Raw genomic sequence first — 13808 nt, 5'->3', positions numbered from 1 at the left:
TCACCCCGGGACGAAGACCTGCACCTCGCTCGGCGCCAGCGTGACATCCAGCACGGCGGCGGGACCCTGCCCGCCGGGGAAGAAGCGTGCATCCGGGACCAACCGCGGCATCGCCATGCCGGCATGGTCGAGATTGCTGTATCCCAGCCGCAGCGGCCGCGGCGCGGCGTGGATGTCGCGGTCCAACACGACCGCGCCGGTGAAGGCCTGGCCGCCGGTATTGGCCACCACCAGCACTTCGCGGTCGGCCAGGATGCGGGAGAAGGCGACCAGCCCGCCGGCGCCCGAGGAATGGCCGAAATCGCGGCCGTTGCCGCTGACCTCGCGGAAATAGAGCCGGCCGAAGCACAGCGCCGGCTCGCCCCGGCGCAGCGCCACGATGGCCTGGATGCCGCGGAAGGCGGGGGTCGTGGTGTCGAAGGCGCCGGGCTTGCCCCACAGCGCCTCGCGCACCGATTCGTTGGATGCCAGGTCGGGCGCGCCGGCCGCGTCCACCGTCCCGCTCAGCCCCTGCTCGGTGCCGTAGTAGAGGCAGGGAATGCCCTGCAGGGTGAACAGCAGGGTCGCCGCCAGCAGCACCTGTGCGTCCGGCGTCGCCGGGTGGCGGATGCGCGCGTGCTGGTCGTGGTTGTCGAGGAAGCTGACGAAGAACCGCCCGGCCTCGCCATGCGAGCTGAGCAGCGCGGATTCCTGCGCCTTGCGCGCCTCGAACACCGCGCGGATGCCGGCGACGTCGGCGAAGCCCTTGGCCACCGCGGGCAGCCGGAAGAACAGCGGGAAGTCGAGCGCGGCATCGATCCCGAAGCCCTCGCCCGACCCGGCATTGCGGCCGATGAAGGCGGCGATGGTCGCCTCCTCGTCGTAGATCTCGCCGAAGGTGAAGAAGTTCTGCTTGCCGAGGGTGAGGGCGAATTCGCGCATCGCATTGCCGAAGGTCTCGATGGCGCGGGGATCGACATACTTCACCGTGTCGATGCGGAAGCCGTCGAGGTCGAAGCGCGCCACCAGCCATTGGTGCGCGCGGATCAGCAGGCCCAGCACCGGGCGGACGCCATGCGCGGCGCGCAGCGCCTCCTGCCCCGGCCCGGTCGCGTCGTACTCCACCACGAATTGCCGCATGGTGGCGAAGTCGCCGGGGACGAAGCCGCGCCAGTCGGGGGTGTCGGAGAGCTTGGCGCCGCGGCGGCGGAAGAACAGGTGGTTCTGCAGCTCGGCCGGCCAGACCGCGTCGCCGGGACCGATGCCGGCGGGCAGCGCGTTCTCCCATTCGGCGCGGGCGGCGCCGGCGGCGTCGCGCCAGCGCACCGGCGGCTCGGCGCCGAGCGGCGCGTCCATCACCGCCGGGTCGGCGAAGTCGGCGACCACGGCGCCGTCGCGGACATAGTCGAAGACCTCCGCCGCATGGTTCAGCACGATGTCGAGCACGACCCGGATGCCGCGCGCATGGGCCTCCTGCACCAGCGCGGCCAATTCGCGCTCGGCGGTGGCCGAGGTCCCGTCCGAGGCGAAGCGGCCCTCGATGGTCAGGAAATCCTGCGCGCCATAGCCGTGGTAGTTCCAGCGCCCCTCGGGTTGCGCGTTCTTCAGCACCGGCGAGATCCAGATCGCGCCGATGCCGAGCGCCGCCAGCGAGCCGAGCTGCGCCTGCACGCCGCGGAAGGTGCCGCCCTGGCGGAAATCGAAGCGGCGGTTCCAGCTCCCGTTCGGCGGCGCCGCGGGATTGTTGAAGCGGTCCAGCATCAGGAAATAGATCGGCACCTCGCGCCAATCCCCCGGCGAGGGGAAGGGCGTGCGCACCGGCCGCGCCACGCCGTCGACCATGACATCGTGGCTGCGGCCCTGCCGCGCATCGCGCTGCGCGGCGGCGATCGTGTCGGCGATGGCGGCGTCGGCGAGACGCGTCGGCATGGTCCTGCCTCCCGGTGGGGCGGCCAGCCTGCGCCCCGGTGCCGCCGCGCGCTGTGCGGCGGGTCGCACAGGAAGGTCGGGGAGGAAATGCTTTTCCTGGGGCTTGGCATTCGCCGCGCGGCAGGTGCCAGCCCACAGGAATGGATGAGGGTCCAGGGAGGAGACGTCCTCCCTGGCCTCGAGCCCTCAGCCGCGCGCGAAATTCCGCAGCTCGCCTTCCGCCCAGGCCATCGCCTGCGCCATGGTCTGCCCGCCCTGGGAGATGCGGGCGACCATCTTGGTGTTGATCGCCTGGACATAGGCCTGCACCGCGGTCTCCGCCGGCGCCGGGGCGAAGGCGATGTTCAGCTGCCCCTGCTGGTGCGGCTTGTCCGGGTAGTTGTAGGCGAAGCCGGTCGGCGGCCCCTCGGTCTCCCAGATCCTGAAGTCGGACATGCTCTGGAAAGGCGGCAGGTCGTAGCCCGCGGTCGCCGTCGACTGCCGTTCCGCGTTCTGCCGGTCCGAGAGGAATTCCAGCAGCGACTTCGCCGCCGCCTTGTTCTTCGAGAAGCTCCAGATGCCCCAGAAGAAGGGCAGGAAGGGGGTGAACCGTCCCTCCGCCCCGGCCGGGAAGGGCGCGAACCAGCATTTCTCGGCGACCGCGGGCGCATCCCGCTTCGCCACCGCCCAGGCCGAGGGCGGGTTGAACACCAGCGCCGACTTGCCGGAGATCAGCGCGCGATTGTTGGATGCATCGTCCCAGGCCCAGACATCCGGCGGCAGGTGCTTCGACAGCCGGATGACGTATTCGGTCGCCTGCTTCAGCTTGTCGTTGCCGCGGATGGTGATCTGCCCTTCGGCATCCATCATGCTGGCGCCGAAGCTGCGGAACAGCGCGCCGACCCAGTCGACCGCGTCGGAATACTGGCCCATCGGCAGGCCGAAGGGATAGCCGGCGGCGTTGCACTTCTCCGCCGCCATCAGGAAGGTGTCCCAGTTCCAGGTCTCGGCGCCGGGGCCGCGTTCCGCCCTGGCCGGCCACATGGCGCGGATGTCGATCCCGGCATGCTCCTGGAACAGGTCGTAGCGGATGCAGGGCGGCTTGGTCTGGGTGCCGGCCACCGCGGGCACCGCGCGCCAGGCGCCGTCACGCTTCGCCAGGTACTCGCAGGCCGGGGTGATGGCGCCGTACTTCTTCTGCAGCCGGCCCATCACGTCGTCCACCGGCTCGAGCAGCCTGGCATGCGAGGACGGCTCCCAGGTCGGCATGGCGATGATGTCGTGGCCGCTGCGCGACTGCGCTTCCGATGCGATGGTCAGCAGGATCTGGTTGCCGGCGGAGACCAGGCGGTCGATCTTCACCTCGACCCGGTTCCTGGCACCCCATTCCTCGCAGAGCTCGCGGATGATGTCGTTGCCCGCGGGCACCCAGTGTTCCCAGAAGGCGCAGCGCAGCACGCCCGCCGAGTTCTGCGACTGCACGTTGAAGATCGGCAGCGTGGCCCCGGCCACGCCCGCCACGCCCGCCCGCAGCGCCGCGCGCCGCGTCACCCCGTATCTGGTCATGGTTGTTTGCCTCCCGCGCACGGCGTGCCGCCGTGCCACGGGACGGGATGCTAGCGCGGGGTTCCCCGGACTGCGGGAAAACCCGCCGCCGCGCCGGAGGCTGTGATCAGGCCTTGGCCGGCAACTCCTTCTCGACCACCGCCGCCAGGATGCCGGCGCCGTAGGGGATCGCCGCGTCGTTGAAGTCGTAGCCGGGGTTGTGCACCTCGCAGCTGCCCTCGCCGGCGCCGTTGCCGACCAGGATGTAGGCGCCGGGGCGCTCGGCCAGCATGTAGGAGAAATCCTCCGACCCCATCGCCGCCACCCGGGCGCGGTCGACATGGGCCTCCCCCACCATCGCCGCTGCCGCATCGGCGATCAGCGTGGTCTGCTCGGGGCTGTTGACCACGGGGACGGTGATCTCGCGGAAGTCGAGCTCGGCCGTCGCGCCGAAGCCGGCGGCGATGCTGGCGGCCAGCGCCCGCATCCGCTGCTCCAGCAGCCGCATCGTCTCGCCCCGGAACGCCCGCACCGTGCCGCGCAGCGCGACCCGCTCGGGGATGACGTTGTAGGCGGTGCCGGCCTCGAAGCCCGTCACGCTGATCACCGCGGTGTCGTAGGGGGCGACGTTGCGGCCGACGATGCTCTGCCAGGCGGAGATCACCTGGGCGCCGCAGACCACCGGATCGACCGTTGCTTCGGGCCGCGCCGCGTGGCCGCCCTTGCCATGGATGGCCAGGTCGAAGAAGGCGCAGCCGGCCATCATCGCGCCCGCGCGGATGCCGTAATGCCCGACCGGCATGCCGGGGCGGTTGTGCAGGCCGTAGACGGTGTCGCAGGGAAAGCGCTCGAACAGCCCGTCGGCGATCATCGCCTGGGCACCGCCCTGGCCTTCCTCGGCGGGCTGGAAGATGAAGTGGACGGTGCCGTCGAAGGCGCGGGTCTCCGCCAGGTAGCGCGCCGCGCCCAGCAGCATGGTGGTGTGCCCGTCATGGCCGCAGCCATGCATCTTGCCGGGCACGGTGGAGGCATGCGCGAAGCCGTTCGCCTCCGGCATGTCGAGCGCGTCCATGTCGGCGCGCAGCCCCACGGCCCGGTTGCCGCGCCCGGCGCGCAGCACGCCGACCACGCCGGTGCGGCCGATGCCGCGATGCACCTCGATCCCCCAGCTCTCCAGCCGTTCCGCGACCAGGGCGGCGGTGCGGTGCTCCTCGAAGCCGCTTTCGGGATGGGCGTGGAAGTCGCGCCGCCAGGCGGTCAGCTGGTCCTGGTAGCGCCGGATGTGCTCGATCGGGTTCAATGCGCTCTCCTGCCCGCGGCGCCGGCCGGGGAATGATCATCGATGGCCGGGCGGCCATGATCCGGCGCACAGTATCAGGCGCGGCCGCCCGGCCAGGCAAATCCCCGGCTCGTGCATCCTTGCGGGCGCGGATTGCTCGACCTGGGCGTTTCCGCCCCGCCGCCTTCTGCTTTATGCCTGGGACCGAGGAGGCCATAGCCGCACCCCCATGGAACAGCGCACCGAGGATACGGCGAAGCCGCAGCGCATCGTGCCGGCGCCGGCCGGGCTCGCCCGCGGCGCCCCGGTGCCGTGGTGGGCGAAGCTCGGCCTCAAGCTGGGGCTGGCCGCCATCGGCGTCCATGGGGCCCGCGCCCGGGCCTTCGGCCTGGCGCGCCCCTCCTTCGATGCCACCGCCCCGGCCAAGCTGGTCGGCACCCCGGCCGGCTGGATGCAGCGGGCGGAAGCGGTGATGGGCCGCCGGCCGCGCACGGTGCTGGAGATCGGCCCGGGCGCCATGGTGGTGCGCGCCCCGGTGCTGGCCGGGCTCGGCGCGCGGCGGATCTGGTACGTGGACCCTGCGGACAGCGCGCCCACCGCGCTCGCGCCCTATCGCGCCGCCGCGGCGGCGGCGCGGGCGCAGGGGCTGCCGGCGCCGGATCTGGCCGGCAGCGCCGACCGCGGCGCGCTGCTGGCCCGCTGCGGCGCCACCCTGCTGATCGGCGGGCCGGCGGCGCTGGCCAGCATCCCGGACGGCACCATCGACATGGTGGTGAGCGAGGCGGTGCTGGAACATGTCCGGCGGGAGGACATCGCCCCCCTGCTGCAGCAGCTCCGGCGGGTGACGGCGCCGGACGGGGTCGGGCTGCATTTCATCGACTTCCAGGACCATCTGGGCGGCGGCCTGCAGCACCTGCGGTTCAGCGATGCCTTCTGGGCCAGCCCGCTGGTCGGCCGGGCCGGGGTCTACGTGAACCGGCTGGGCCTGTCCGCCATGGTCGGGCGGTTCCGCCGCGCCGGCTTCGCGGTGACGGTGCCGGAGGCGGTGGTCTGGCAGAAGCGCCCGACCGGCCCGGCGAAGCCGCATCCGGAAGCGATGCGCCCGGCGGCCGACGACCTGGTGGCGCGGGCGGCGATCGAGGTGCGGCCGGGGCGGTAGCCGGGCGGCAGGCAGGGTCGGGGAGCAGAAAGCATTTCCCCCGGCCATGGATGTCCCCGCCCCCGCTTTCCCGGGCCTGGGCCGGTGCCTGCCGCGCGACGGGCGCCGGCCCCGGCAGACGCGGGGTAGGGTCCGGGGAGGATGCCGCCTCCCTGGCCTTGCCTCACCCCACCGCCAGCAGACCGGCCGCCGGTGCGGCGCGCCGCACCGCGGCCAGCAGCGCCGCACGGTCGATCGGCTTGGCCAGGTGGCTGTCCATGCCCGCCGCCAGGGCGTCCTCCACCTCGTCCCCGGTCGCCGCGGCGGACAAAGCGAGGATCGGCGTCCGGGCATTCGGCCCGGCGCCGGCGCGGATCCGCCGCGTCGCCTCCAGCCCGTCCATCCCGGGCATGCTGACATCCATCAGGATCAGGTCGAAGCGGCGCTCCGCCACCAGCGCCAGCGCCGCGGCGCCGTCCGCCGCCAGCGCCGGGCGGTGCCCGGCGGCGGCCAGGAAGGCGCGGATCAGCTCGCGGTTCGGCGCCACGTCGTCCACCACCAGGACATCGAGCGGCGTCACCAGGGCCGGCGGCGCCGGGGCCGCCGCCACCGGGCCCGGGGCCTCGGCCGCGGGCAGCGGCAGCTCGAACCAGAACAGGCTGCCCTCGCCCGGCACGCTCTCGGCGCCGAGCGTCCCGCCCATTGCGTCGACCAGCCGGCGGCAGATCGCCAGGCCCAGCCCGGTGCCGCCGAAGCGCCGCGCGGTGCCGCTCTCGGCCTGCTCGAACATGGTGAAGAGGCGCGGCAGCGCTTCGGGCGCGATGCCGATGCCGCTGTCCCGCACCTCGACCCGCAGCCGGTCCGGCGCCACCGGCCGGGCGCGCAGCGCCACCTCGCCGCGGGTGGTGAATTTCACCGCGTTGGACAGCAGGTTGAGCATCACCTGGCGCAGCCGGGTCGGATCGCCGGCGACCCAGCCCGGCAGGTCCGGCGCCAGCTCCAGCGCCAGGGTCAGCCCCTTCCCCGCCGCCTGCGCCCGGCACAGCGCCAGCGCCTGGCGCAGCTCGGCGGCGGGGTCGAAGGGCAGCCGCTCGATCGTCCCCTTCCCCGCCTCCAGCTTCGCCAGATGGAGGATATCGTTGACGATCGTCAGGAGGTCGCGGCCGCCCTGCAGCGCCTGCGCGGCATGCCGGTGCGGCCCGGCCGGCAGCCCGGCCTCGGCCAGCAATTCGGTGAAGCCCAGCAGTCCGGTCAGCGGCGTGCGGATCTCGTGCGCCATCACCGCCAGGATCTCGGAGCGCTGCCGCGCCAGCCGGTCGGCCGCCGCGGCGCGGTCCTCCGCCAGGCGGCGGTTCTCCTCCTCCAGCGCCCGGGCCCGGGCCGCCGCGGCCTCGGCCCGCTTGAGGTCGGTGACGTCGATCGCCAGGCCCTCCACCACCACGCCGCGGTCCGGGTCGCGCCGGGCGCGATGGACGCAGCGGAACCAGCGCTGGCCCAGCGCCGGGTCGGCGCGCCAGATGGTCACCTCCTCCGGCCGGGCCTCGGGCCGGTCCGCCGCCGCCACCGCGGCGTCCAGCGAGGCGCCGAGCCGCTGGCGCTGGTCGGCCGGGAAGCCGGGCAGGTCGCTTCCGAAGCGGCGCCCCGGCCGGTGCCAGGTGGCGGCACGGCCATCGGCGGCCAGCACGGTGCCGGACCAGCACCCGTCCGGCGCGCGCAGCAATTCGTAGGCGCCACCGGGCACCAGCCGGGCGAAGGAGAAGACCGATTCCTGCGCCGCCGCCAGCCGCCGATGCACCCGCCGGCGCGCCGCCGCCGCCAGCAGCGTCGCCAGCAGGCCGAGCGTCCCGGCGACCAGGCCGCTGCGCAGCGCGAAGGCGCGCGCCGGTGCCTCGACCAGCGCCCGCGGCTGCTCCACCGCGATCCGCCAGCCCAGGTCGCGCGGCACCACCCCGTTGACCAAGGGCCGCTCGACCCGGAGCAGCGGCGCGCCCCAGTCCACGGCCCGCGGCGTGCCGCGCTGCGCCGCCGCCAGGACCGTGCCGTCGGCCGCGAGCAGCCGAACCCGCGTCGGCACCTCGGCCGGCAGCGGCCGGGCGTCCTCCTCCAGCCGGGCGACGATCCAGCTCCAGGCGACCTGCACGCCGAGGACGCCCCGCAGCCGGCCCGCCGAGTCCCGCAGCGGCGCGCCGAGGTCGACCAGCCGTTCCGGCTCGCCATCCGGGCCAGGCGGCAGGTGCGGCTGCAGCAGATGGGCCGGATGCAGGTCGGCCAGCGCCGGCCCCTGCAGGCCGCGGCGGTGCCAGTCCCGCGCCGCAAGGTCGCGGCCGACCAGCAGCCCGTCGCTGCCGTCGGTGACTAGGCCGGCGGGCGAGGCGATGCCGACCCAGACGACGCCGGGCGTGCCGGCCCGCACCGCGTCCAGCCAGCGCTGCCGCCGCGGCGCGTCCGCCGCCAGGTCGAGGGCCTGGAAGCGGCCGGTCAGCCACGCCAGCATGTCGAGCCGGTCCTGCATCTCCTGGCCGAGGTCGTTGGCCAGCAGCCCGGCGGCGGCGGCGAGCGAATCATGCGCCCGGTCGCGCAGCGCGGCGGCGCCCCAGCTGCCGGCGATCCAGGCGGAGACCAGCGCGGCGCCCAGCGCGATCGCCGCGGTGACGATGCCCCAGTCGAAGCCCCGGGGGCTGGAAGGTGCCGTCGATGGATGGGTGGCTGTCGAGAGGCTCATGGTCCGCTTCGCCGTCGACAGGCAGGATACCCGGAACGATTGACCATGAGTTGATACGGCGCAAGCCGCGACCCACCCAGCGGCGCGTGTCAGCCGGGGGTGGGCTCCACCGCCTCCCGCGCCAGGCGGATCGCCTCCGTCGCCACGGCATCGCCCACATGATTGGCCAGCAGGATCACCAGCGCGGCGTCGAGCCGGCGGGACGCCGCCTCGTCCAGCCCGCGATGCGCCGCCAGCAGCGCGGCATAGACGGCATCCGGGTCGGCCAGCCGGGATTCGGTCGAGAGGGTCATGCGGGCCTCCCCAGGGCGCGGGCATGCGCGGCGGCGATGGCTTCGGGGGTGGGCCGGTCGAAGCGGGCGGCGACGTGCTGGTCGGGGCGGACCAGCACCGCCTGGCCCGGGGCGAGGCCCCAGCGGGCGGCGACCAGCCCGGCATGGTCGAAGACCGCGCCGGTGGTCTCGGTCTCCCCCACCACCAGCCGGGCCATCCCCGGCGGGGGGTGCGGTGCCGGCGCGCCCTCGCCGGCAAGCGCCAGCAGGGTGAAGCCGTTGGTCCCGAGATGCCGCAGCAGCCAGTCCGGCCGGCCGCGCTCGAGCACCGGGGCATCCGCGCCCGGCGCCCCGGGCGGCAGCGCCGCGGCCTCCCCGCCCGGGCTGTTCAGCGGGCTGCCGCGCAACACCGCGGGGCGCGACAGCCGGCCGGAATTGACCAGCGGCCGGGCCAGGGCATGCCGGGCCGAGAGCGCCAGGACGGCGTCGCGGTAGGCCCGGGCGGCCTCGCTCTTCGGGGTGATGAAGTCGGTGCTGCGGGTGGAGTTCAGGATGTTCTCCTCGGCCGCCGGGATGCGCTCGGCATCGTAGGAATCGAGCAGCGCCTCGGGCGCCTGCCCCGCCAGCACGGCGGCCAGCTTCCAGCCGAGGTTGTCGGCATCCTGCACCCCGCCATTGCCGCCGCGGGCGCCGAAGGGGCTGACCTGGTGCGCGCTGTCGCCGACGAAGAGCGTCCGGCCATGGCGGAAGCGCTCCAGCCGGCGGCAGCGGAAGGTGTAGACGCTGACCCAGTCCAGCGCGAAGGGCACGTCCGGGCCGAGCATGGCGGCGACGCGGGCGCGCACCCGCTCCGGCTGCTTCTCCGCCTCCGGGTCGGCGTCCCAGCCGAGCTGGAAGTCGATCCGCCAGACGTCGTCGGGCTGCTTGTGCAGCAGCACGGACTGGCCGGGATGGAAGGGCGGGTCGAACCAGAAGCGGCGCTCGGCCGGGAAATCCCCCCGCATGACGATGTCGGCGATCAGGAAGCGGTCGCGGAAGACCTGGCCGAGGAAGGGCAGGCCGAGCGCCTCCCGCGCCGTGCTGCGGGCGCCGTCGCAGGCCAGCAGCCATTGGGCGTGCAGGCGGTAGGCGCCGTCCGGCGTCTCGACCGTCAGCCGCGCGCCGTCGGCCCGGTTGTCCAGCGCGGTGACCTTGTTGCGCCAGCGCAGGTCGACCAGGCCGGTCGCCGTGCAGGCCGCCACCAGCCAGGCCTCGGCATGGTATTGCTGGAGGTTCACGAAGGCGGGGTATTCATGGCCCTGCTCCGGCAGCAGGTCGAAGGCATAGGCCTCGCGGTCCCGGACATGGACGCGGCCGTGGTTCCAGCGCACGCCCTTCTCCAGGAACCGCCCGCCGAGCCCAAGCCTGCCCATGATCTCCAGCGTCCGCTTGGCCCAGCAGATGGCGCGGCTGCCGAAGGAGACGGTGTCGTCCTCGTCCAGCAGGATGCAGGCCGTGCCGCGCCGCGCCAGGTCCAGCGCCAAGGTGAGGCCCACAACGCCGCCGCCGAGGATGACGACCGGCGCTTCCTCCGCCGCCGCCCGGCCGACGAAGCCGGGGCGGCGGTATGCGTAGCGCGGATTTTGATAGGTGGCGGGCATGGACGCTTCCCGTCTGGGCGGCAACGACATGGACCGCGGCGCGGCCGCTGCCAAGCCTCTACCCCGGCGGCGCGGGGTCCGGCATCCTGGCCGCCGCGTCGGGGCAGAGGGAGGCGCGATGTCCGACACAGCCATGACCGACGCCGCCGAATTCGCGCTGGAGGACTTCCTCCCCTACCGGCTCTCGGTCGTCGCCAACCATGCTTCCCGGCTCTTCGCCCGGCGCTACTCGCGGGCCCATGGGCTCTCGGTCCCCGAATGGCGGGTGCTGGCCGTGCTCGGCCGCTTCGGCGGGCTGTCGGCCACCGGCGTCGTCGAACGCACCGCGATGGACAAGGTCAAGGTCAGCCGCGCCGTCCGCGGCCTGCTCGACCGCGGCCTGCTGGCGCGGCAGGAGGATGCGGCGGACCGCCGGGTGCAGCGCCTGGCGATGACCGCGGCCGGCCGCGCCCTGCATGCCGCCATCGTCCCGGAAGCCCGGGCGCTGGAAGCCGAGCTGCTGGAAGGCCTGGCCCCGGCCGAACGCCGGGCGCTGCATGCGCTGCTCGACCGGCTGGAGGCGCGGCTGCAGGCCATGGGGGCGGGCGCCGAGGCCGATGGCCCCGACTGACCCGGGCGTCTTTCCATGCCGTCCCGCGTAACCTCTGCGTCCCGCCGCCCGCCAGGAGACCTCCCGATGCCGCTCCGCGCCTTGTCCCTCGCGCTCCTCCTCCTGCTGGTCCCGCTCGCCGCCCGGGCGCAGCCCGGCCAGGCCGCCGACCCGTCCTTCCGCGTGGTCAACAACACGACCAAGGTGATCAACGAGGTCTATGCCTCCCCCACCAACCGGCAGGATTGGGGCTACGACCGGCTGGGCTCGGAGGTGGTGCCGCCCGGCGGCCGGCAGATCGTCCGGCTGCCGCAGGACGGCACCTGCGCATACGACATCCGCATCGTCTACCAGAATGCCGGGGCGGAGGAGCGCCGCAACCTCGACACCTGCGCCCTGGTGGACCTGGTGGTGGGCGGCGGCGGTGCCGCGCCGCGCGAGGCCCGGCAGGGCAATGCCTCCTTCAACCTGGTCAACCAGAGCGGGAGGGTGATCGAGGAATTCTACGCCTCCCCCAGCACGGCGCAGTCCTGGGGGCCGGACCGGCTGGCGGAGGCTGCGGCGGTCCCGCCCGGCCAGTACCAGGCGGTGCGGCTGCCGCAGGGGGAGTGCACCTACGACCTCCGCTGGGTCTGGCAGGACGGCCAGGCGGGGGAACGGCGCGGGGTGAATGCCTGCGCCGCCACCAACTACGTGGTGAAGTAGCGGCCGGGGGGGCCGCGGGGTGCGGTAAGCGGCACGGCGCGGCAGGCGGCGCTTTGATTCGGGACCCTTCTGCCCTATCTCCCCCCTCAGCAAGACGGCCGGGCGCCCACCCAGGCCCCCAATACGGCCTCCGGAACCCCTCATGCCCGACACCCCGCTGAACCGCATCCGCAACTTCTCCATCATCGCCCATATCGACCATGGGAAATCGACGCTCGCCGACCGGCTGATCCAGACCACCGGCACGGTCGCGCTGCGCGACATGAAGGAGCAGATGCTCGACAACATGGACATCGAGCGGGAGCGCGGCATCACCATCAAGGCGCAGACCGTCCGCATCCAGTACAAGGCCCAGGATGGGGAGACCTACATCCTCAACCTCATGGACACGCCCGGCCATGTGGACTTCGCCTACGAGGTCTCCCGCAGCCTCGCCGCCTGCGAGGGCAGCCTGCTGGTGGTCGATGCCTCGCAGGGCGTCGAGGCCCAGACCCTGGCCAATGTCTACCAGGCGCTGGAGGCGAACCACGAGATCGTCCCGGTGCTCAACAAGGTGGACCTGCCGGCGGCCGAGCCCGACCGGGTGAAGCAGCAGATCGAGGACGTCATCGGCCTCGACGCCTCGGACGCCGTGCTGATCAGCGCGAAGACGGGCCTGAACATCGAGGGCGTGCTGGAGGCGATCGTCACCCGCCTGCCGCCGCCGACCGGCGACGCCGCGAAGACCCTGACCGCCCTGCTGGTCGACAGCTGGTACGACGCATACCTGGGCGTCGTCGTGCTGGTCCGGGTCCGCGACGGCCACCTGAGGAAGGGCCAGCGCGTCCGCATGATGTCGAACGGCTCGGTCCATACCATCGAGCAGGTCGGCGTCTTCACCCCGAAGATGGTGGCGGTGGACAGCCTCGGCCCGGGCGAGATGGGCTACGTCACGGCGGCCATCAAGACGGTCGCCGACACCAACGTGGGCGACACCATCACCGACGACCGCAACCCGGCGACCGAGGCGCTGCCGGGCTTCAAGCCCAGCATTCCCGTCGTATGGTGCGGCCTCTACCCCGTCGACGCCGACGACTTCGAGAAGCTGCGCGAATCGGTCGGCAAGCTGCGGCTGAACGACAGCAGCTTCCACTACGAGATGGAGACCAGCGCGGCGCTCGGCCTGGGCTATCGCTGCGGATTCCTCGGGCTGCTGCACCTGGAGATCGTCCAGGAACGGCTGTCGCGCGAATTCGACCTCGACCTGATCGCGACCGCGCCTTCCGTCGTCTACAAGCTGAGGAAGACCAACGGCGAGGAGCTCGACCTGCACAACCCGGCCGACATGCCGGACCCGTCCGTGATCGCGGAGATCCAGGAGCCCTGGATCAAGGCGACCATCATGGTGCCGGACGAATACCTCGGCCCGGTGCTGACGCTGTGCAACGAGCGCCGCGGACGGCAGGTCGAGCTGACCTATGTCGGGACGCGGGCCATGGCGGTCTACCGGCTGCCGCTGAACGAGGTGGTCTTCGACTTCTACGACCGGCTGAAGTCCATCTCCCGCGGCTATGCCAGCTTCGACTACCAGGTCGATGGCTACGAGGCCGGCGACCTGGTGAAGATCTCGATCCTCGTCAACGCCGAGCCGGTCGATGCCCTCAGCTTCATGGCGCACCGCGCCCAGGCCGACCGGCGCGGGCGGCAGATCTGCGAGAAGCTGAAGGAGCTGATCCCCCGCCAGCTCTTCAAGATTCCGATCCAGGCGGCGATCGGCGGCCGCGTCATCGCGCGCGAGACCATCTCCGCCATGTCGAAGGACGTCACCGCCAAGTGCTACGGCGGCGACATCAGCCGCAAGCGCAAGCTTCTCGACAAGCAGAAGGAGGGCAAGAAGCGCATGCGGCAGTTCGGCAAGGTCGAGATCCCGCAGAGCGCCTTCATCGCCGCCCTGAAGATGGATGCCTGACCTCTCGTGCGGGAATGTCCGCGGCATCCGGGCGGCAGGAGGACTCCGAGGGGCATTCCTGCGCAGGTTCGGTCGTTTCGCAG

The 13808-nt window shown here is 73.0% G+C and carries 10 protein-coding genes; 4 read left to right on the top strand and 6 right to left on the bottom strand.

Features of this window, described 5'->3' with window-relative positions:
* The 3 genes from ACFQS7_RS12560 to ACFQS7_RS12550 form a co-directional block, all read right to left on the bottom strand.
* The gene (locus ACFQS7_RS12560) at positions 1-1908 is read right to left on the bottom strand and encodes an alpha-amylase family glycosyl hydrolase (RefSeq protein WP_380067417.1); all 1908 of its coding nucleotides are present in this window, start codon (positions 1906-1908) and stop codon (positions 1-3) included.
* Positions 1909-2094: 186 nt separating this feature from the next.
* Entirely contained in the window at positions 2095-3453 is a 1359-nt protein-coding gene (locus tag ACFQS7_RS12555; protein WP_380067416.1) for an ABC transporter substrate-binding protein, read from the bottom strand.
* 106 nt (positions 3454-3559) lie between these two features.
* On the bottom strand, positions 3560-4732 hold the full coding sequence (locus ACFQS7_RS12550; protein ID WP_380067415.1) for a M20 aminoacylase family protein: 1173 nt from the start codon (positions 4730-4732) through the stop codon (positions 3560-3562).
* Positions 4733-4940: 208 nt separating this feature from the next.
* Between ACFQS7_RS12550 and ACFQS7_RS12545 the strand changes: the two genes are divergently transcribed.
* Entirely contained in the window at positions 4941-5870 is a 930-nt protein-coding gene (locus tag ACFQS7_RS12545; RefSeq protein WP_380067414.1) for a class I SAM-dependent methyltransferase, read from the top strand.
* Positions 5871-6033: 163 nt separating this feature from the next.
* On the opposite strand, the gene ACFQS7_RS12540 is transcribed toward ACFQS7_RS12545, so the two are convergent.
* From ACFQS7_RS12540 to ACFQS7_RS12530, 3 genes are all read right to left on the bottom strand, one after another.
* Positions 6034-8571, bottom strand: a complete 2538-nt coding sequence (locus ACFQS7_RS12540; RefSeq protein ID WP_380067413.1) for an ATP-binding protein — start codon at positions 8569-8571, stop codon at positions 6034-6036.
* 89 nt (positions 8572-8660) lie between these two features.
* Positions 8661-8864: a DUF2783 domain-containing protein gene (locus ACFQS7_RS12535; RefSeq protein ID WP_380067412.1), complete on the bottom strand. Its 204-nt coding sequence runs from the start codon at positions 8862-8864 to the stop codon at positions 8661-8663.
* Positions 8861-10483, bottom strand: a complete 1623-nt coding sequence (locus ACFQS7_RS12530; protein ID WP_380067411.1) for an FAD-dependent oxidoreductase — start codon at positions 10481-10483, stop codon at positions 8861-8863. Before ACFQS7_RS12530 ends, ACFQS7_RS12535 begins: the two co-directional genes overlap by 4 nt.
* Positions 10484-10601: 118 nt before the next feature.
* Between ACFQS7_RS12530 and ACFQS7_RS12525 the strand changes: the two genes are divergently transcribed.
* From ACFQS7_RS12525 to lepA, 3 genes are all read left to right on the top strand, one after another.
* On the top strand, positions 10602-11093 hold the full coding sequence (locus tag ACFQS7_RS12525; RefSeq protein ID WP_380067410.1) for a MarR family winged helix-turn-helix transcriptional regulator: 492 nt from the start codon (positions 10602-10604) through the stop codon (positions 11091-11093).
* Between the two features lie 66 nt (positions 11094-11159).
* On the top strand, positions 11160-11777 hold the full coding sequence (locus ACFQS7_RS12520) for a hypothetical protein (RefSeq protein ID WP_380067409.1): 618 nt from the start codon (positions 11160-11162) through the stop codon (positions 11775-11777).
* Positions 11778-11919: 142 nt separating this feature from the next.
* A complete protein-coding gene (gene lepA / locus ACFQS7_RS12515; protein ID WP_380067408.1) occupies positions 11920-13725 on the top strand; it encodes a translation elongation factor 4 in 1806 nt (601 codons plus the stop codon).
* The last annotated feature ends 83 nt before the right edge of the window (positions 13726-13808 follow it).

Origin of the sequence: Dankookia sp. GCM10030260 (genome assembly GCF_042666655.1) — a bacterium.
GTDB lineage: Bacteria > Pseudomonadota > Alphaproteobacteria > Acetobacterales > Acetobacteraceae > Paracraurococcus.
The sequence above is the reverse complement of the archived record's forward strand: the minus strand, read 5'-3'. Positions and strand labels throughout refer to the sequence as shown.

Excerpts from the sequence above, each read along its gene's own strand:
- ACFQS7_RS12530 (WP_380067411.1), bottom strand. The coding sequence starts at position 10,483 with ATGCCCGCCACCTATCAAAATCCGCGCTACGCATACCGCCGCCCCGGC.
- ACFQS7_RS12560 (WP_380067417.1), bottom strand. The coding sequence starts at position 1,908 with ATGCCGACGCGTCTCGCCGACGCCGCCATCGCCGACACGATCGCCGCC.
- ACFQS7_RS12520 (WP_380067409.1), top strand. The coding sequence starts at position 11,160 with ATGCCGCTCCGCGCCTTGTCCCTCGCGCTCCTCCTCCTGCTGGTCCCG.
- ACFQS7_RS12555 (WP_380067416.1), bottom strand. The coding sequence starts at position 3,453 with ATGACCAGATACGGGGTGACGCGGCGCGCGGCGCTGCGGGCGGGCGTG.
- ACFQS7_RS12540 (WP_380067413.1), bottom strand. The coding sequence starts at position 8,571 with ATGAGCCTCTCGACAGCCACCCATCCATCGACGGCACCTTCCAGCCCC.
- lepA (WP_380067408.1), top strand. The coding sequence starts at position 11,920 with ATGCCCGACACCCCGCTGAACCGCATCCGCAACTTCTCCATCATCGCC.
- ACFQS7_RS12535 (WP_380067412.1), bottom strand. The coding sequence starts at position 8,864 with ATGACCCTCTCGACCGAATCCCGGCTGGCCGACCCGGATGCCGTCTAT.
- ACFQS7_RS12525 (WP_380067410.1), top strand. The coding sequence starts at position 10,602 with ATGTCCGACACAGCCATGACCGACGCCGCCGAATTCGCGCTGGAGGAC.
- ACFQS7_RS12545 (WP_380067414.1), top strand. The coding sequence starts at position 4,941 with ATGGAACAGCGCACCGAGGATACGGCGAAGCCGCAGCGCATCGTGCCG.